Source organism: Citrobacter sp. Marseille-Q6884 (assembly GCF_945906775.1).
Taxonomy (GTDB): domain Bacteria; phylum Pseudomonadota; class Gammaproteobacteria; order Enterobacterales; family Enterobacteriaceae; genus Citrobacter.
This window is the reverse complement of the sequence record NZ_CAMDRE010000001.1, coordinates 2,540,925-2,559,268: the sequence shown is the minus strand read 5'-3', so window position 1 is coordinate 2,559,268 and position 18,344 is coordinate 2,540,925. Positions and strand designations below refer to the sequence as shown.

Below are 18,344 nucleotides of genomic sequence, written 5' to 3'. Positions count from 1 at the left end.
ACTCGCAGGGCGGCATTTTTTTGAAATCGGGGGTCGGAATGTATGCTTTAACCCAGGGCCGGATTTATACCGGTCACGAAATTCTTGATGACCATGCGATTGTTGTCGCCAATGGCCTGATCGACAGCGTTTGCCCACTGGCTGAATTGCCGTCAGGGATTGAACAACGCTCACTGAATGGGGCCATTGTCTCCCCCGGTTTTATTGATGTGCAGTTAAACGGCTGCGGCGGCGTACAATTTAACGATACGGCAGAAGCCGTCACCGTTGAAACGCTGGAAATCATGCAGCAAGCCAATGAGAAATCGGGCTGCACCAACTATCTGCCAACGCTTATCACCACCAGCGATGACCTGATGAAACAAGGCGTTCGCGTAATGCGCGAATACCTGGCAAAACACCCGAATCAGGCATTAGGACTGCATCTTGAAGGTCCGTGGCTTAATCTGGTGAAAAAAGGTACCCATAATCCGGGATTTGTCCGTCAGCCTGACGCTGCGCTGGTCGATTTCCTGTGCGATAATGCAGACGTTATCACCAAAGTGACACTGGCCCCAGAAATGGTTCCGGTAGAAGTGATCACCAAACTGGTGAATGCGGGTATCGTGGTTTCAGCCGGTCACTCAAATGCGACGGCGAAAGAAGCCAAAATTGGATTCCGCGCAGGGATCTCCTTTGCGACGCATCTGTTCAACGCCATGCCTTATATCACTGGCCGCGAACCGGGGCTGGCAGGGGCAATCCTTGATGAGGCCGATATTTATTGCGGCATTATCGCCGATGGCATGCACGTTGATTACGTTAACATCCGTAACGCAAAACGCCTGAAAGGCGACAAACTGTGCCTGGTTACCGACGCGACTGCACCGGCAGGTGCCAACATTGAACAGTTCATTTTTGCTGGTAAAACAATATACTACCGCAATGGGCTGTGTGTAGATGAGAACGGTACGCTGAGCGGTTCGTCATTAACCATGATCGAAGGCGTCCGTAATCTGGTTGAACATTGCGGTATCGCACTGGATGAAGTCCTGCGTATGGCAACGCTCTACCCCGCTCGTGCAATCGGCGTCGACAAACAGTTCGGCAGCATCGCGTCTGGCAAAGTGGCCAACCTCACCGCGTTCACGCACGACTTTAAAATTATCAAGACCATCGTTAATGGCAACGAGGTCGTTACTGAGTAAGAGAAAGAATGACACCAGGCGGACAAGCTCAAATAGGTAATGTTGATCTCGTAAAACAGCTTAACAGCGCGGCAGTTTATCGCCTGATTGACCAGCATGGGCCAATCTCGCGAATTCAGATTGCCGAGCAGAGCCAACTTGCTCCCGCCAGCGTAACCAAAATTACGCGCCAGCTTATTGAACGCGGGCTGATCAAAGAAGTGGATCAGCAGGCCTCCACCGGGGGCCGCCGCGCTATCTCTATCGTCACCGAAACCCGCAATTTCCACGCAATCGGCGTTCGCCTTGGTCGCCACGACACCACGCTCACACTCTATGATATGAGCAGTAAAGTCGTCGCTGAAGAGCATTATCCGCTCCCGGAACGTACGCAGGAAACGCTGGAATATGCGCTGCTCAATACGATTGCCACATTTATTGAAAGCTGCCAGCGGAAAATTCGTGAGCTGATTGCCATTTCCGTCATTTTGCCAGGCCTCGTTGACCCTGAAAGCGGTGTCATTCGCTATATGCCCCATATTCAGGTTGAAAACTGGGGGCTGGTGGACGCACTGGAAAAACGTTTTCAGGTGACCTGTTTTGTAGGTCACGATATCCGCAGTCTGGCCCTTGCAGAGCACTATTTCGGTGCAAGCCAGGATTGTGAAGACTCCATTCTGGTGCGCGTCCATCGCGGGACCGGAGCCGGGATTATCTCAAATGGCCGTATTTTCATTGGTCGTAACGGCAACGTGGGTGAAATTGGCCATATTCAGGTTGAGCCGCTGGGTGAACGATGCCACTGCGGTAATTTTGGCTGCCTGGAGACCATTGCGGCGAATGCGTCCATCGAGCATCGCGTACAGAACTTACTCAAGCAAGGCTATCCAAGCCGACTGACGCTGGATGATTGCAGCATCAAAGCGATCTGTAAGGCGGCCAATAAAGGTGACAGCCTGGCAGCGGAAGTTATTGAGCATGTGGGGCGCCATCTGGGTAAAACCATCGCCATCGCCATCAACTTGTTTAACCCACAAAAAGTTGTCATTGCCGGTGAGATTACGGAAGCCGATAAAGTGCTGCTACCGGCAATAGAAAGCTGCATTAATACCCAGGCACTGAAGGCGTTTCGCCATAATTTGCCTGTGGTTCGTTCCACGCTGGACCACCGCTCCGCCATTGGCGCATTTGCCCTGGTGAAGCGCGCAATGCTCAACGGTACGTTGCTGCAACGTTTGCTGGAAAATTAATGCTCTCATATAGTATCGGATTACTATCAGACTTCTGACTAATTCCCTGGGTAGTTCATGACCATCAAGAATGTAATTTGTGATATCGACGGCGTGCTCATGCACGACAATGTTGCCGTACCGGGTGCGGCAGAATTCCTGACCAGTATCCTGGAAAAAGGCCTGCCGTTAGTCCTGCTGACTAACTATCCTTCGCAGACCGGGCAGGATCTGGCGAACCGCTTTGCGACTGCCGGGGTGAATGTCCCCGATAGCGTCTTTTATACTTCCGCCATGGCCACCGCTGATTTTCTGCGACGCCAGGAAGGGAAAAAAGCCTATGTCGTCGGTGAAGGCGCGCTGATCCACGAACTGTATAAAGCAGGCTTTACTATCACCGACGTTAACCCCGATTTTGTGATTGTCGGTGAAACGCGCTCCTACAACTGGGACATGATGCATAAAGCGGCGTACTTCGTGGCCAATGGCGCACGTTTTATCGCGACTAACCCGGATACACACGGCCGCGGTTTTTATCCTGCCTGTGGCGCGCTGTGCGCTGGTATTGAAAAGATCTCGGGCCGTAAGCCGTTTTATGTCGGTAAGCCGAGCCCATGGATTATCCGTGCGGCGCTCAACAAAATGCAGGCGCATTCTGAAGAGACTGTAATTGTCGGTGACAACCTGCGTACTGATATCCTGGCAGGTTTCCAGGCTGGTCTGGAAACTATCCTGGTACTGTCTGGCGTATCTACGCTTGACGATATCGACAGCATGCCGTTCCGCCCTAGCTGGATCTACCCTTCTGTTGCCGAGATAGATGTTATCTAAGCCATTCTGTGCCGGAGAGCAGCGTATGACGCGTTATCCGGCACACAAAATCACTCCATTCAATAAAATCACCGCTTTACTGAAAATTCGTCAATAAATACGCTTACTACGTAATCTTTTTTCATCATTCAACAATCATCATTGAGTTTTTCACTTTCAGCACACCAAAATCCTTGCGCCCCCTGCGGCTTTGCGGCATTTTCTTTATCAAGCAAACATAAAAAGCATCACGCAACAGGTTAACGGAGAAGGTTATGTGTTCTATTTTTGGCGTATTCGATATTAAAACAGACGCAGTTGAACTGCGTAAAAAAGCCCTGGAATTGTCCCGCCTGATGCGCCATCGCGGCCCGGACTGGTCAGGTATTTACGCCTGTGATAACGCGATTCTGGCGCATGAGCGTCTGTCGATTGTTGACGTCAACGCCGGTGCCCAACCGCTGTACAACGTGAAGAAGACACATATTCTGGCCGTTAACGGTGAGATTTATAACCATCAGGCGTTACGCGCCGAATACGGTGACCGCTACCAGTTCCAGACCGGGTCTGATTGCGAAGTTATCCTCGCGCTGTACCAGGAAAAAGGACCGGAATTCCTTGACGATCTGCAGGGTATGTTCGCCTTTGCTTTGTACGACAGCGAACAGGACGCTTATCTGATTGGTCGCGATCATATCGGGATCATCCCACTTTATATGGGCTATGACGAACACGGTAACCTCTACGTTGCCTCTGAAATGAAAGCCCTGGTCCCGGTTTGCCGCACCATTAAAGAATTCCCGGCCGGTAGCTACCTGTGGAGCAAAGACGGCGAAATTCGTCAGTACTATCAGCGCGACTGGTTTGAATACGATGCGGTAAAAGACAATGTGACGGATAAAAACGAACTGCGTCAGGCGCTGGAAGACTCCGTGAAAAGCCACCTGATGTCAGATGTGCCTTACGGCGTGCTGCTGTCCGGCGGTCTGGACTCTTCTGTCATTTCCGCCATCACCAAAAAGTATGCGGCGCGACGCGTTGAAGATCAGGAGCGCAGCGAAGCCTGGTGGCCTCAGTTGCACTCCTTCGCTGTGGGTCTGGAAGGCGCCCCGGATCTGAAAGCCGCGCAAGAGGTCGCAAACCACCTTGGTACCGTGCACCACGAGATTCACTTCACCGTGCAGGAAGGTCTGGATGCTATCCGCGATGTGATTTATCACATTGAGACCTACGATGTCACAACCATTCGCGCCTCTACCCCGATGTATTTAATGTCCCGTAAGATCAAAGCGATGGGCATTAAAATGGTGCTCTCTGGCGAAGGTTCAGACGAAGTCTTTGGTGGCTATCTCTACTTCCATAAAGCGCCAGACGCGAAAGAGTTGCATGAGGAAACCGTGCGTAAGCTGCAAGCGCTGCATATGTTTGACTGTGCCCGTGCGAACAAAGCGATGTCCGCCTGGGGCGTGGAAGCCCGCGTTCCTTTCCTGGATAAGAAATTCCTTGATGTGGCAATGCGTATCAACCCGCAGGACAAAATGTGTGGCAACGGCAAAATGGAAAAACATGTCCTGCGCGAATGTTTTGAATCCTATCTGCCCGCCAGCGTCGCATGGCGTCAGAAAGAACAGTTCTCTGACGGTGTCGGCTACAGCTGGATCGATACCCTGAAAGAAGTGGCCGCTGAACAAGTTTCCGATCAACAACTGGAAACGGCCAGCTTCCGCTTCCCGTACAACACGCCATCCTCTAAAGAAGCGTATTTGTACCGTGAAATTTTCGAAGAACTGTTCCCGGTAGCAAGCGCGGCCGAATGCGTCCCTGGCGGCCCATCAGTCGCCTGTTCTTCCGCAAAAGCGATAGAATGGGACGAAGCGTTCAAAACCATGAACGATCCGTCAGGTCGTGCGGTAGGCGTGCACCAGTCAGCCTATAAGTAAATTGTTCATCAAAAAAAGAGCCTTTCGGGGCTCTTTTTTATGTCGATTTAACAAGCAAAAAAACAATTAATAACTAATAATTGCCGAATATTGCGTCATGCTGTTCGCAACCTAACCAAACAGTCACATTCCAGCTATTTTCAATGAAAAAGGGGTTGACGCTTCAAGGCTCAATACGCATAATGCGCCCCGCAACGCCGATAAGGTAACGCGAAAAAAAAGATGGCTACGTAGCTCAGCTGGTTAGAGCACATCACTCATAATGATGGGGTCACAGGTTCGAATCCCGTCGTAGCCACCATCTTTTTTTGCGGGAGTGGCGAAATTGGTAGACGCACCAGATTTAGGTTCTGGCGCCGCAAGGTGTGCGAGTTCAAGTCTCGCCTCCCGCACCATTCACCGACAAGCGTTGCACGGATGGGGTATCGCCAAGCGGTAAGGCACCGGTTTTTGATACCGGCATTCCCTGGTTCGAATCCAGGTACCCCAGCCATATTTTCTTCGATATAGCGGTTAACCGCCACGGTCATTGGGGTATCGCCAAGCGGTAAGGCACCGGTTTTTGATACCGGCATTCCCTGGTTCGAATCCAGGTACCCCAGCCATCGAAGAATATGATAGTATCTGGCTACGTAGCTCAGCTGGTTAGAGCACATCACTCATAATGATGGGGTCACAGGTTCGAATCCCGTCGTAGCCACCATATTAAGGACATATCGATTTAATTCGGTAAATCCAAAAAATTGTTGGGGTATCGCCAAGCGGTAAGGCTCTGGTTTCTGATACCAGCATTCCGAGGTTCGAATCCTCGTACCCCAGCCAATTTCAAAAAGACGTCCACATTGTGGGTGCACCCGTTGGGGTATCGCCAAGCGGTAAGGCTCTGGTTTCTGATACCAGCATTCCGAGGTTCGAATCCTCGTACCCCAGCCATATAAGAAAAGCTCGCTTCGGCGAGCTTTTTGCTTTTCTGCGTTTACTCCCTGATGACATGACGTTTATCGGGCCTACGCAACTCACCGTAGACCCGCACAAACATTACAATCCTAACGCATATTTCAACGCCTGACGTTTCAAAACCCCGGCTCGCTCTGCCGCCATCAACCCAAGGTTACGCATAATACGTAACGGCTGCAGGTTGTTACTGAATCCCGCATAAAACAGATCCATTCCACTCTGCATAATAAAGTTATCGGTCATACGGCGGTTCTGATAACGCTTCAGTACCTGTTGGCTGCTCCAGGCTTCACCGTAGCTGCGGGCGTTGACCAGCACGTCAATCAGCGCATCGACATCGCGATAGCCCAGGTTAACGCCCTGCCCCGCCAGCGGATGAATGGTATGCGCGGCGTCGCCCACCAGTGCCAGTCCCGGCTGCACATACTGTAAAGCATGGCGACGAGTAAGAGGGAACGCACCCGCTACCACCGGCGTCACCTGGCCAAGCCGTTTCGGGAAGTGTTTGGCGATCTCTGCTTGTAACTGCGGCATACCAAGACTTTGTAGCTGGCGGATCCGTGCCGGAGTGTCGTACCACACCAGCGACGCCCAGTGATCAAACAGCGGTAAGAATGCGCGCGGGCCATCAGGGGTAAACTGCTGCCACGTACTGTCGCCCGGTGAGTTCTCGCATTGTACCGTTATCAACATACAGGATTGCGCATACTGCCAGGCGTGGATGCCAATTCCGGCCATCTGACGCACCTGGGAATTCGCACCATCGGCGCCGATGACCAGTTTTGCGGTGATCCGCTCACCGCCCGCCAGCTCAAGTTCATGGCGGTCATGGTGTCGGTGCAAAGCAATCAGCGACGCCGGTACACGTAACGTCACTTTAGGGTGCGTTTCCAGTGCCTGCCAAAGTGCCTGTTGCAGGACGTTGTTTTCCACCATATAGCCCAGCAATGGCAGCTTGAGCTCGGCTGCATCAAACACCACATGGGCATTTTCCCACTCCCAGGTCTCCAGCCGACGGTACGGATGACTACGCATGCCCTGTACCGCATCCCAGACACCCAGCCCCTTCAGCAACGACACCGATGCGGAGCTAATGGCCGAAATACGCACATCGGGCTGGCCATCAGCCACAAACGGCGCAGGAACGGCGTGTTCAATTACCGTCACCGCAAAGCCATGCTGCGCTAATCCAAGCGCCAGCGCGCCGCCGACCATCCCCCCGCCGACAATGGCAATTTCCGTTGGTTGATTTGTCATGGTCAATCATCCTGTTACATGTATTGTGTAAGTTTACAGGATTTTTTACCCCTTGAGGCTGACATCCGTCATACTGGTCACAACCGCGCCAAAGCAGTACACTATGCGCCCTGCATTTCAGCCACAATTTCGCAAGAGCAAGTCGATGACCAAAAAACTCCATATTAAAACCTGGGGCTGTCAGATGAACGAATACGATTCATCGAAGATGGCCGATCTGCTGGATGCCACACACGGATATGAATTGACCGACGTGGCGGAAGAAGCGGATGTGCTGCTGCTGAATACCTGCTCAATCCGCGAGAAGGCTCAGGAAAAGGTCTTCCATCAATTAGGCCGCTGGAAGCTGCTGAAAGAGAAAAATCCCGAACTCATCATCGGTGTCGGCGGTTGTGTTGCCTCTCAGGAAGGTGATCACATTCGCCAACGTGCGCACTATGTCGATATTATTTTTGGGCCACAAACCCTGCATCGTCTGCCGGAGATGATCAACAAAGTACGCGGTAGCAATACCCGTAGCCCGGTGGTTGATATCAGCTTCCCGGAAATCGAAAAATTCGACCGTCTGCCGGAACCGCGTGCCGAAGGTCCAAGCGCGTTTGTTTCTATCATGGAAGGCTGTAACAAGTACTGCACTTACTGCGTGGTGCCCTATACCCGCGGTGAAGAAGTCAGCCGTCCGGCGGATGATATCCTGTTCGAAATCGCCCAACTTGCTGCGCAAGGGGTTCGTGAAGTGAACCTGTTGGGGCAAAACGTTAACGCCTGGCGTGGCGAAAACTACGACGGCACACTCGGTTCGTTTGCCGATCTGTTACGTCTGGTTGCCGCGATCGACGGCATTGACCGTATCCGTTTCACCACCAGCCACCCAATCGAATTCACCGATGATATCGTTGAAGTCTACCGTGATACACCGGAACTGGTGAGCTTCCTGCACCTCCCGGTACAGAGTGGTTCGGATCGCGTACTGAACCTGATGGGACGCACCCATACGGCGCTGGAATACAAAGCCATCATCCGTAAACTGCGCGCGGCGCGTCCGGATATCCAGATTAGCTCTGACTTCATCGTCGGTTTCCCTGGCGAAACCACGCAGGATTTCGAGCAGACCATGAAGCTGATTGCGGACGTCAATTTTGATATGAGCTACAGCTTTATCTTCTCTGCGCGTCCTGGTACTCCTGCCGCCGATATGGTTGATGATGTGCCGGAAGAGGAGAAAAAACAGCGTCTGTACATCCTGCAAGAGCGCATCAACCAGCAGGCGATGGCCTGGAGTCGCCGCATGCTTGGCACGACTCAGCGTATTCTGGTTGAAGGTACGTCCCGTAAAAGCATTATGGAGCTGTCTGGTCGCACCGAAAATAACCGTGTGGTGAACTTTGAAGGCACCCCGGAAATGATCGGCAAGTTCGTCGACGTTGAAATTACCGACGTCTGGACCAACTCCCTGCGCGGTAAAGTGGTACGTACCGAAGACGAAATGGGACTGCGAATCGCAGAAAGCCCGGAATCCGTTATTGCTCGTACCCGTAAAGAAAACGATCTTGGCGTCGGTATTTACCAGCCTTAATTCTCAAAGCCCCCAGTCACAGAGATAACGATGTGACTGGGGTGAGCCTTGTATTTCTTCTCTTCGACCCCATCTTGATTGCAATGCTTGCGCCTTTTCCCCGTGGCGTGAATAATTTCCTTATATGCCGGTAAATGTTCAACGTCCGGCGAGACATGCAGAAGAGGAACGGTTTGAACATAGACACTCGCGAAATCACCCTTGAACCCGCAGATAATGCTCGTTTGTTGAGCCTTTGCGGTCCGTTTGATGACAACATCAAACAGCTGGAACGTCGCCTCGGCATCGAAATTAACCGCCGCGATAACCACTTTAAACTGACCGGTCGCCCGATTTGTGTCACTGCTGCAGCGGATATCTTACGCAGTCTCTATGTCGATACTGCGCCGATGCGCGGCCAGACGCAGGACATTGAGCCAGAGCAAATTCACCTTGCGATTAAAGAAGCGCGTGTTCTTGAACAGAGCGCAGACAGCGTGCCTGAATTTGGTAAAGCGGTGAACATTAAAACCAAGCGCGGGGTTATCAAACCGCGTACGCCGAATCAGGCACAGTATATTGCCAATATTCTCGATCACGATATCACCTTCGGTGTGGGTCCTGCGGGCACAGGTAAAACATACCTTGCCGTTGCCGCTGCGGTAGATGCGCTTGAGCGTCAGGAAATTCGCCGTATTCTGCTGACCCGCCCGGCCGTTGAAGCCGGTGAGAAACTGGGGTTTCTGCCAGGCGATCTGAGCCAGAAGGTCGATCCTTATTTGCGTCCTCTGTATGACGCTCTGTTCGAAATGCTCGGTTTCGAGAAGGTCGAGAAACTGATTGAACGTAACGTCATTGAAGTTGCGCCGCTGGCCTATATGCGCGGTCGCACGCTGAACGATGCGTTTATCATTCTTGATGAGAGTCAGAACACCACCATTGAACAGATGAAAATGTTCCTGACCCGTATCGGTTTTAACTCCAAAGCCGTTATCACCGGCGACATCACCCAGATTGACCTGCCGCGCAGCACCAAGTCCGGGCTGCGTCACGCCATCGAAGTGCTGGCTGAAGTTGACGAGATTAGCTTTAATTTCTTCCATAGCGAAGATGTGGTGCGCCATCCGGTGGTTGCCCGTATCGTGACGGCATATGAGGCCTGGGAAGAAGCAGAACAAAAACGCAAAGCCGAGTTGGCAGCAGAACGTAAGCGCGACGCTCAGGAACAGGAACAAAAATGAGTCAGGTTATCCTCGATTTACAGCTGGCATGTGAAAATGAATCCGGCTTACCGCAAGAAAGTCAATTTCAGGCATGGCTGGATGCCGTGATCCCACAGTTCCAGGAAGAGTCAGAAGTGACTATTCGCCTGGTCGATGACGCCGAGAGTCACGAACTGAACCTGACCTATCGTGGGAAAGACAAATCAACTAACGTGCTTTCTTTCCCGTTTGAAGCGCCTCCGGGCATTGAAATGCCGCTGCTGGGCGACCTGATCATCTGTCGTCAGGTGGTGGAGAAAGAAGCACAGGAGCAAGGCAAACCGCTGGAGGCTCACTGGGCGCATATGGTGGTGCACGGCAGCCTGCATTTGCTGGGCTACGACCATATCGAAGATGACGAAGCGGAAGAGATGGAATCCCTTGAAACAGAGATTATGCTTGCTCTGGGCTATGAGGATCCGTACATTGCCGAGAAAGAGTAAGCTGCCGGGCTGACGCCCGGCGGTTGTTGTTGCCGTCTGACGCAGAAACTATGCTCGACGCGCTTTATATTAACTAACATGAGAACCCATACGACGCCATGAGCGACGACAATTCACACAGTAGTGACACCTTAAACAGCAAAAAGGGATTTTTTTCCCTGTTACTGAGCCAACTTTTCCACGGTGAGCCTAAAAACCGCGACGAACTGTTGGAGCTGATCCGTGATTCCGGGCAAAACGACCTTATCGATGAAGATACGCGCGATATGCTCGAAGGGGTAATGGATATTGCGGACCAACGCGTTCGCGACATCATGATCCCCCGCTCCCAGATGATTACCCTGAAACGCAACCAGACACTTGATGAATGCCTTGATGTCATCATCGAGTCAGCACACTCGCGTTTCCCGGTGATCAGCGAGGACAAAGATCACATTGAAGGGATTCTGATGGCCAAAGATCTGCTGCCGTTTATGCGCAGCGATGCCGAAGCCTTCAGCATGGAAAAAGTGTTACGCCAGGCGGTTGTCGTACCTGAGAGTAAGCGTGTTGACCGCATGCTGAAAGAGTTCCGCTCTCAGCGTTATCATATGGCTATCGTCATTGACGAGTTCGGCGGTGTTTCTGGTCTGGTGACCATTGAAGACATCCTTGAACTGATCGTCGGTGAAATTGAAGATGAATACGACGAAGAAGACGATATTGATTTCCGTCAGCTGAGTCGCCACACCTGGACCATACGTGCGCTCGCGCCGATTGAAGACTTCAACGACGCGTTCGGTACCCACTTCAGCGATGAAGAAGTTGATACCATTGGCGGGCTGGTTATGCAGGCCTTTGGTCATCTGCCGGCGCGCGGCGAGACCATCGACATTGATGGTTACCAGTTCAAAGTGGCAATGGCCGACAGCCGTCGTATTATTCAGGTTCATGTCAGAATTCCGGACGACTCACCCCAGCCCAAACTGGACGAATAAACCCGATACTGGATCAAAGACTACATGGCATTTGCCCCATTAATTGAACGCCAGCGCATTCGCCTGCTGCTGGCGTTATTATTCGGTGCCTGCGGGACGCTGGCTTTTTCTCCGTATGACATCTGGCCTGCAGCGATTGTGTCGCTGATGGGTCTGCAGGCTCTTACCCTCAACCGCCGCCCGCTCCAGTCTGCCGCTATTGGCTACTTCTGGGGTCTGGGGCTTTTTGGCTCTGGCATCAACTGGGTCTATGTCAGCATCGCGCAATTTGGCGGTATGCCGGGCCCCGTTAACGTTTTTCTCGTGGTGCTGCTTGCCGCATACCTCTCACTCTACACCGGCCTGTTTGCAGGGATCCTGTCGCGCCTGTGGCCGAAAACCACCTGGCTGAGAGTGGCGATTGCCGCTCCGGTTGTCTGGCAGATAACGGAGTTCCTGCGCGGCTGGGTGTTGACCGGTTTCCCGTGGCTTCAGTTTGGCTACAGCCAGATTGACGGCCCGCTGAAAGGCCTGGCACCGATAATGGGTGTTGAGGCGATCAATTTCCTGCTGATGATGGTCAGCGGCCTGCTGGCACTGGCAGTCGTCACGCGTAACTGGCGTCCCCTGGTTGCGGCTGTTGTGCTTTTCGCTCTGCCCTTCCCGCTACGCTACATTCAGTGGTATACGCTGGAGCCGGAAAAAACGACTCAAGTCTCCATGGTGCAGGGCGACATTCCGCAGTCACTGAAGTGGGATGAGGGTCAATTGCTCAATACGTTGAAGATCTATCTCGATGCCACGCAGCCGGAGATGGGGAAATCACAGCTGATTATCTGGCCTGAGTCCGCAATTCCGGATCTGGAAATTAATCAGCAACGTTTCCTGAGCATGATGGACGACCTGTTAAGATCCAAAAACAGCACACTGATTACCGGTATTGTTGACGCCCGGCTCAATAAGCAGAATCGTTACGATACCTACAACACCATCATCACGCTGGGCAAAGACAGTCCATACAGCTACGACTCATCCAATCGCTACAACAAAAACCATCTTGTACCGTTCGGTGAGTTTGTTCCGCTGGAATCGATCCTGCGTCCTTTAGCGCCGTTCTTTGACCTACCGATGTCGTCGTTCAGCCGTGGGCCTTATGTCCAGCCTCAATTACAGGCACATGGCTTTAAACTGACTGCGGCAATCTGCTATGAAATTATTCTTGGCGAACAGGTGCGGGATAACTTCCGCCCGGATACCGACTATTTACTGACTATCTCCAACGATGCATGGTTTGGTAAATCCATCGGTCCATGGCAGCACTTCCAGATGGCGCGTATGCGTTCACTCGAGCTGGCTCGTCCGTTACTGCGCAGCACCAATAATGGCATTACGGCGGTGATTGGTCCGCAGGGTGACGTTCAGGCCATGATCCCGCAGTTTACCCGTCAGGTGTTGACCACCAGCGTGACCCCGACCACCGGTCTCACGCCTTATGCCCGTACCGGCAACTGGCCGCTATGGCTGCTCACCGCCCTGTTTGGCTTTGGCGCGGTCGTAATGAGTCTGCGCCAGCGTCGTCAGTAAAACCGCTTGTCAGCCGGATAAGGCGCTTATGCGTCGCTATCCGGCGACTTCCCCCTTTCCCCGCTAGCACTGTTCCGACCGACAAATACCCCGACTCTCCTTCCTATTCTGGCACGCCTATTGCTTTGTTATATGGCATAAACGGCAATCTGGATGAATGTGCAACCTGGTCGCACCAAAGTTGAGCTCAGGTAGCACCCGATGAGTGCAACAACCTATTTTTGCCCTCAAATGGTGCGGCGCACTTCGCAAAAATAAACAATAACACAGCAAAATCTTTACATTCATCCAGACTAAATGTTAACAAACACATACAAGACTGCACGTTTAAGTCACAAACAATAACAACATCACAATGGGTATCAATGCGTCCCTGGCGCAGACGATAAAGGAGTTGGATATGCAATTACGTAAGCTCGCCACTGCCATGCTGGTCATGGGTATGTCTGCCGGTCTGGCGCATGCAGAAGATGCTGCACCTGCTGCAGGGAGTACACTGGACAAGATCGCAAAAAATGGCGTGATCGTCGTCGGGCACCGCGAATCATCGGTACCGTTTTCTTACTACGATAACCAGCAAAAAGTAGTCGGTTATTCACAGGATTACTCCAACGCGATTGTTGAAGCGGTGAAGAAAAAGCTCAACAAGCCTGACCTGCAAGTGAAACTGATTCCGATTACCTCCCAAAACCGTATTCCCCTGTTGCAAAACGGGACGTTCGACTTTGAGTGTGGTTCTACTACCAACAACGTTGAGCGCCAGAAACAAGCCGCTTTCTCCGACACCATTTTCGTTGTAGGCACGCGTCTGCTGGCGAAAAAAGGTGGCGACATTAAAGATTTCCCTGACCTGAAAGGGAAAGCTGTCGTCGTGACTTCCGGGACAACCTCTGAAGTCCTGCTGCACAAGTTGAATGAAGAACAAAAAATGGATATGCGTATCATCAGCGCGAAAGACCATGGTGACTCTTTCCGTACACTGGAAAGCGGCCGTGCAGTCGCCTTTATGATGGATGATGCCCTGCTGGCGGGTGAGCGCGCGAAAGCGAAGAAACCGGACAACTGGGAGATCGTCGGCAAGCCGCAATCTCAGGAAGCTTACGGCTGTATGCTGCGTAAAGACGATGCTGAATTCAAAAAGCTGATGGATGACACCATTGCCAAGGCGCAAACCTCCGGTGAAGCAGAAAAATGGTTTGATAAGTGGTTTAAGAATCCAATTCCACCGAAAAACCTGAACATGAATTTCGAGCTGTCAGACGAGATGAAAGCCCTGTTCAAAGAACCGAATGACAAAGCACTTAACTAACTAAAATAAATGGGGCGAGTTTACCTTGCCCTCTCGATTGTTTTCAGCACGGACAGACTATAAGCCTGATGGTCGTTCCCCATCAGGCTCGAAAACCGAAAAACGCTGAATAACAATCTTCGAGGGTAGCGCTGCTACCCTTTTTTTTCTGGAGTAGATTTATGTCTATAGACTGGAACTGGGGTATTTTTTTACAACAAGCCCCGTTCGGCAACACCACCTATCTCGGCTGGCTCTGGAGCGGTTTCCAGGTCACTGTCGCGTTATCCATTACCGCCTGGATTATCGCTTTTCTGATCGGTTCTTTGTTTGGCATTCTACGTACCGTACCTAACCGTTTCCTTTCCGGGATCGGCACACTGTACGTTGAACTGTTTCGTAACGTTCCGCTGATCGTACAATTTTTCACCTGGTATCTGGTGATCCCCGAACTGCTGCCGGAAAATATTGGGATGTGGTTCAAGGCAGAGCTGGATCCTAATATCCAATTCTTCCTCTCATCGATGCTCTGCCTGGGGCTGTTTACCGCCGCACGCGTTTGTGAGCAGGTTCGGGCCGCGATTCAGTCACTGCCTCGCGGGCAGAAAAACGCGGCGCTGGCGATGGGGCTCACGCTGCCGCAGGCTTATCGCTATGTACTGCTGCCTAACGCCTATCGCGTGATCGTCCCGCCAATGACATCAGAAATGATGAACCTGGTGAAAAACTCCGCCATCGCCTCGACCATCGGTCTGGTCGATATGGCCGCACAGGCAGGGAAACTGCTGGATTATTCAGCCCACGCATGGGAATCGTTTACGGCCATTACTCTGGCCTACGTGTTGATTAACGCCATCATTATGCTGGTGATGAATCTCGTCGAACGTAAAGTCCGCCTGCCTGGCAATATGGGAGGCAAATAATGTACGATTTTGACTGGAGTTCAATTGTTCCTTCCCTGCCGTACCTGCTGGATGGACTGGTCATTACGCTGAAAATTACCGTCACCGCAGTCATCATCGGTATTATCTGGGGAACCTTGCTGGCGGTAATGCGCCTCTCAAGTTTCGCGCCGATTGCCTGGTTTGCGAAAATCTACGTCAACGTATTCCGCTCGATTCCACTGGTCATGGTACTGCTGTGGTTCTACCTGATCGTGCCCGGCTTCCTGCAGAACGTGCTGGGTCTGTCACCCAAAACGGATATTCGCCTTATCTCCGCGATGGTCGCGTTTTCGATGTTTGAAGCCGCCTATTATTCCGAGATTATCCGTGCGGGTATCCAGAGTATTTCCCGCGGGCAATCCAGCGCCGCGCTGGCGTTAGGTATGACCCACTGGCAGTCGATGAAGCTCATCATATTGCCTCAGGCATTCCGCGCCATGGTCCCGCTGCTACTGACCCAGGGCATCGTCCTGTTCCAGGATACCTCACTGGTCTATGTATTGAGTCTGGCAGATTTCTTCCGTACCGCCTCCACCATTGGCGAGCGTGATGGTACACAGGTCGAAATGATCCTGTTTGCCGGCGCCGTCTATTTTGTATTCAGTCTGAGCGCATCGTTGTTGGTCAGCTATTTGAAGAAAAGGACAGTTTAATGATTACCCTGAAAAATGTTTCTAAATGGTATGGTCACTTTCAGGTGCTGACCGACTGCTCCACGGAAGTGAAAAAAGGTGAAGTGGTGGTCGTCTGCGGCCCGTCTGGTTCCGGTAAATCCACGCTTATCAAAACGGTAAACGGGCTGGAGCCGGTTCAACAAGGTGTGATCACCGTTGACGGCACCGTCGTGAATGACAAAAAAACGGATCTGGCAAAGCTGCGTTCGCGCGTTGGTATGGTTTTCCAACACTTCGAACTGTTTCCGCATCTGTCGATCATTGAGAACCTGACGCTGGCGCAGGTAAAAGTGCTGAAGCGGGATAAAGCCCCTGCCCGCGAAAAAGCGCAAAAACTGCTTGAACGCGTCGGTCTGGCAGCACATGCCGAAAAATTTCCGGCTCAGCTCTCCGGTGGTCAGCAACAGCGTGTCGCCATCGCCCGGGCATTGTGTATGGATCCTATCGCCATGCTGTTTGACGAACCTACGTCGGCGCTCGATCCTGAAATGATCAACGAAGTACTCGACGTCATGGTTGAGTTGGCTCATGAAGGGATGACCATGATGGTGGTCACTCATGAAATGGGCTTCGCACGTAAAGTGGCGAATCGGGTCATCTTTATGGACGAAGGGAAGATTGTTGAAGACTCAGCAAAAGAAGAGTTTTTCGCCAATCCGAAATCAGACCGCGCAAAAGACTTCCTCGCTAAAATTCTGCATTAATTCTGTCGGCGCGCACATCAGAGTGCGCGCCATCTCACGCTTTATCTCTTCGCATCTCGAATCAATTTCAAGCCAGCGTTAACCTTGTCACAAAGTCCACCTTACAAGGAGTCACAATGGCACTTCCGATCCTCTTTGATTGCGATCCAGGTCATGACGACGCTATCGCAATTGTCCTCGCCCTCGCCTCACCTGAACTGAATGTTAAAGCGATCACCTCATCAGCGGGCAATCAGACGCCCGACAAAACGCTGCGAAATGTATTGCGAATGTTAACACTGCTCAAGCGCACCGATATTCCCGTGGCTGGCGGCGCGGTAAAACCGCTCATGCGCGATCTGATTATTGCCGACAATGTCCACGGTGAGAGTGGCCTGGACGGTCCAACGCTACCAGAGCCCGCTTTTGCTCCTCAAACCTGTACTGCCGTAGAGTTAATGGCGAAAACGCTGCGTGACAGTCCTGAACCGGTCACGATTGTCTCCACCGGTCCGCAAACGAATGTTGCGCTGTTGCTGAATAGCCACCCTGAACTGCACCATAACATCGCTCGTATCGTCATCATGGGTGGCGCAATGGGGCTGGGAAACTGGACGCCGGCGGCAGAATTCAATATTTATGTTGATCCCGAAGCGGCAGAAATTGTTTTCCAGTCGGGGATTCCGGTGGTAATGGCTGGGCTGGACGTCACACATAAAGCGCAAATCCACCGTGAAGACACAGAGCGATTCCGCGCGATCGGTAATCCCGTTTCAACGATCGTGGCTGAACTTCTGGATTTCTTTTTCGAATATCACAAAGATGAGAAATGGGGATTCATTGGCGCGCCGCTGCACGACCCATGCACCATCGCCTGGCTACTGAAACCCGAATTGTTTACCACTGTTGATCGCTGGGTCGGTGTGGAAACGCAAGGGAAATACACCCAGGGTATGACCGCGGTGGATTACTATTTCCTGAGCGGCAATAAACCAAACGCCACGGTTATGGTCGATATTGACCGTAAAGGGTTTGTGGATCTACTGGCAGAACGATTGAATTTTTACGCCTGATGAATGGCCGGATGGCGCCGCCATCCGGCACAACAATCACGGCTCAAAAGGTCGTCGCTGGAATTGATCGTGACCACATTTTGGACACAGTGGCAGCACATCCGGTGTGTAAACGGCTAAATGAAAGTGGCATTTCTCGCAGACCAGATTGCCCAAGCCGACGACCTCACCACTGTGATACACCCCGTGATGGCTGAGATCCTGAAAAACCTCACGCCATTCTAGCTGCGTTTTATCGGTAATATCCGCCAACTCTTGCCAGATACTCTCTTTGATGACCCGCATAAAGACGCTGTCAGTCTCCTCATCGAGACTCTCTTCATAGCTCAGGGCAAACTCTTCCAGGTCGCGTCGAACGGCTCGCGTGAGCTCCTCAACTTCGGTTCGCGTTAACTCCCCGGTTTGCATAACTCGCTGACGCGCCTGCTCTACCAGCGCATCAATATCGCGTTCGCCATTGCGCAGACGTTCGCTTAGCGACGCCACCAGTTCACGGTAATATTGAGCAACCTTGTTCATCGCT

At 52.0% G+C, this 18,344-nt stretch carries 16 protein-coding genes and 7 tRNA genes; 21 read left to right on the top strand and 2 right to left on the bottom strand.

Features of this window, described 5'->3' with window-relative positions:
• The first annotated feature begins 38 nt into the window (after positions 1-38).
• The 11 genes from nagA to N7268_RS11990 all read left to right on the top strand — a co-directional run bounded on the left by nagA (position 39) and on the right by N7268_RS11990 (position 6,078).
• Entirely contained in the window at positions 39-1,187 is a 1,149-nt protein-coding gene (gene nagA / locus N7268_RS12040; RefSeq protein ID WP_198904939.1) for an N-acetylglucosamine-6-phosphate deacetylase, read from the top strand.
• Between the two features lie 8 nt (positions 1,188-1,195).
• Positions 1,196-2,416 carry an N-acetylglucosamine repressor gene (locus N7268_RS12035; protein WP_260863105.1) on the top strand — a complete coding sequence of 407 codons (1,221 nt, stop codon included), beginning with the start codon at positions 1,196-1,198 and terminating at the stop codon, positions 2,414-2,416.
• A gap of 57 nt (positions 2,417-2,473) precedes the next feature.
• Complete coding sequence (gene nagD, locus N7268_RS12030; protein WP_260863104.1) at positions 2,474-3,226, top strand: ribonucleotide monophosphatase NagD; 753 nt, start codon at positions 2,474-2,476, stop codon at positions 3,224-3,226.
• Between the two features lie 254 nt (positions 3,227-3,480).
• Positions 3,481-5,145 (top strand): asparagine synthase B, encoded by a 1,665-nt coding sequence (gene asnB, locus N7268_RS12025; protein ID WP_260863103.1) that lies wholly within the window; start codon positions 3,481-3,483, stop codon positions 5,143-5,145.
• Positions 5,146-5,369: 224 nt separating this feature from the next.
• Positions 5,370-5,446 (top strand) — tRNA-Met (locus N7268_RS12020).
• 9 nt (positions 5,447-5,455) lie between these two features.
• A tRNA-Leu gene (locus tag N7268_RS12015) sits at positions 5,456-5,540 on the top strand.
• Positions 5,541-5,563: 23 nt separating this feature from the next.
• Positions 5,564-5,638 (top strand) — tRNA-Gln (locus N7268_RS12010).
• Positions 5,639-5,675: 37 nt separating this feature from the next.
• Positions 5,676-5,750 (top strand) — tRNA-Gln (locus tag N7268_RS12005).
• Positions 5,751-5,771: 21 nt separating this feature from the next.
• Positions 5,772-5,848 (top strand) — tRNA-Met (locus N7268_RS12000).
• Between the two features lie 44 nt (positions 5,849-5,892).
• A tRNA-Gln gene (locus N7268_RS11995) sits at positions 5,893-5,967 on the top strand.
• Between the two features lie 36 nt (positions 5,968-6,003).
• Positions 6,004-6,078 (top strand) — tRNA-Gln (locus tag N7268_RS11990).
• Positions 6,079-6,183: 105 nt separating this feature from the next.
• Here the strand turns inward: N7268_RS11990 and ubiF are convergent.
• Positions 6,184-7,359 carry a 3-demethoxyubiquinol 3-hydroxylase gene (ubiF, locus tag N7268_RS11985; protein ID WP_260863102.1) on the bottom strand — a complete coding sequence of 392 codons (1,176 nt, stop codon included), beginning with the start codon at positions 7,357-7,359 and terminating at the stop codon, positions 6,184-6,186.
• Positions 7,360-7,504: 145 nt separating this feature from the next.
• Between ubiF and miaB the strand changes: the two genes are divergently transcribed.
• The 10 genes from miaB (at position 7,505) to rihA (ending at position 17,821) form a co-directional block, all read left to right on the top strand.
• Complete coding sequence (gene miaB, locus N7268_RS11980) at positions 7,505-8,935, top strand: tRNA (N6-isopentenyl adenosine(37)-C2)-methylthiotransferase MiaB (RefSeq protein ID WP_198904943.1); 1,431 nt, start codon at positions 7,505-7,507, stop codon at positions 8,933-8,935.
• Positions 8,936-9,108: 173 nt separating this feature from the next.
• On the top strand, positions 9,109-10,155 hold the full coding sequence (locus tag N7268_RS11975; protein WP_260863101.1) for a PhoH family protein: 1,047 nt from the start codon (positions 9,109-9,111) through the stop codon (positions 10,153-10,155).
• Positions 10,152-10,619, top strand: a complete 468-nt coding sequence (gene ybeY, locus N7268_RS11970) for an rRNA maturation RNase YbeY (RefSeq protein WP_198904945.1) — start codon at positions 10,152-10,154, stop codon at positions 10,617-10,619. The genes N7268_RS11975 and ybeY overlap by 4 nt, the downstream gene beginning before the upstream one ends.
• Before the next feature lie 98 nt (positions 10,620-10,717).
• On the top strand, positions 10,718-11,596 hold the full coding sequence (gene corC, locus N7268_RS11965) for a CNNM family magnesium/cobalt transport protein CorC (RefSeq protein ID WP_005121418.1): 879 nt from the start codon (positions 10,718-10,720) through the stop codon (positions 11,594-11,596).
• 24 nt (positions 11,597-11,620) lie between these two features.
• The gene (lnt, locus tag N7268_RS11960; protein ID WP_260863100.1) at positions 11,621-13,159 is read left to right on the top strand and encodes an apolipoprotein N-acyltransferase; all 1,539 of its coding nucleotides are present in this window, start codon (positions 11,621-11,623) and stop codon (positions 13,157-13,159) included.
• Between the two features lie 400 nt (positions 13,160-13,559).
• Positions 13,560-14,468, top strand: a complete 909-nt coding sequence (gene gltI, locus N7268_RS11955; RefSeq protein ID WP_198904947.1) for an amino acid ABC transporter substrate-binding protein — start codon at positions 13,560-13,562, stop codon at positions 14,466-14,468.
• Positions 14,469-14,629: 161 nt separating this feature from the next.
• Entirely contained in the window at positions 14,630-15,370 is a 741-nt protein-coding gene (gene gltJ / locus N7268_RS11950) for a glutamate/aspartate ABC transporter permease GltJ (protein WP_260863099.1), read from the top strand.
• Positions 15,370-16,044, top strand: coding sequence for a glutamate/aspartate ABC transporter permease GltK (gene gltK, locus N7268_RS11945; protein ID WP_260863098.1), 675 nt, complete (start codon positions 15,370-15,372; stop codon positions 16,042-16,044). Before gltJ ends, gltK begins: the two co-directional genes overlap by 1 nt.
• Positions 16,044-16,769, top strand: coding sequence for a glutamate/aspartate ABC transporter ATP-binding protein GltL (gltL, locus tag N7268_RS11940; protein WP_198904950.1), 726 nt, complete (start codon positions 16,044-16,046; stop codon positions 16,767-16,769). The genes gltK and gltL overlap by 1 nt, the downstream gene beginning before the upstream one ends.
• 116 nt (positions 16,770-16,885) lie before the next feature.
• Entirely contained in the window at positions 16,886-17,821 is a 936-nt protein-coding gene (gene rihA / locus N7268_RS11935; protein WP_260863097.1) for a pyrimidine-specific ribonucleoside hydrolase RihA, read from the top strand.
• Between the two features lie 36 nt (positions 17,822-17,857).
• On the opposite strand, the gene N7268_RS11930 is transcribed toward rihA, so the two are convergent.
• On the bottom strand, positions 17,858-18,340 hold the full coding sequence (locus N7268_RS11930) for a zinc ribbon-containing protein (RefSeq protein WP_003022748.1): 483 nt from the start codon (positions 18,338-18,340) through the stop codon (positions 17,858-17,860).
• Positions 18,341-18,344: the final 4 nt, after the last annotated feature.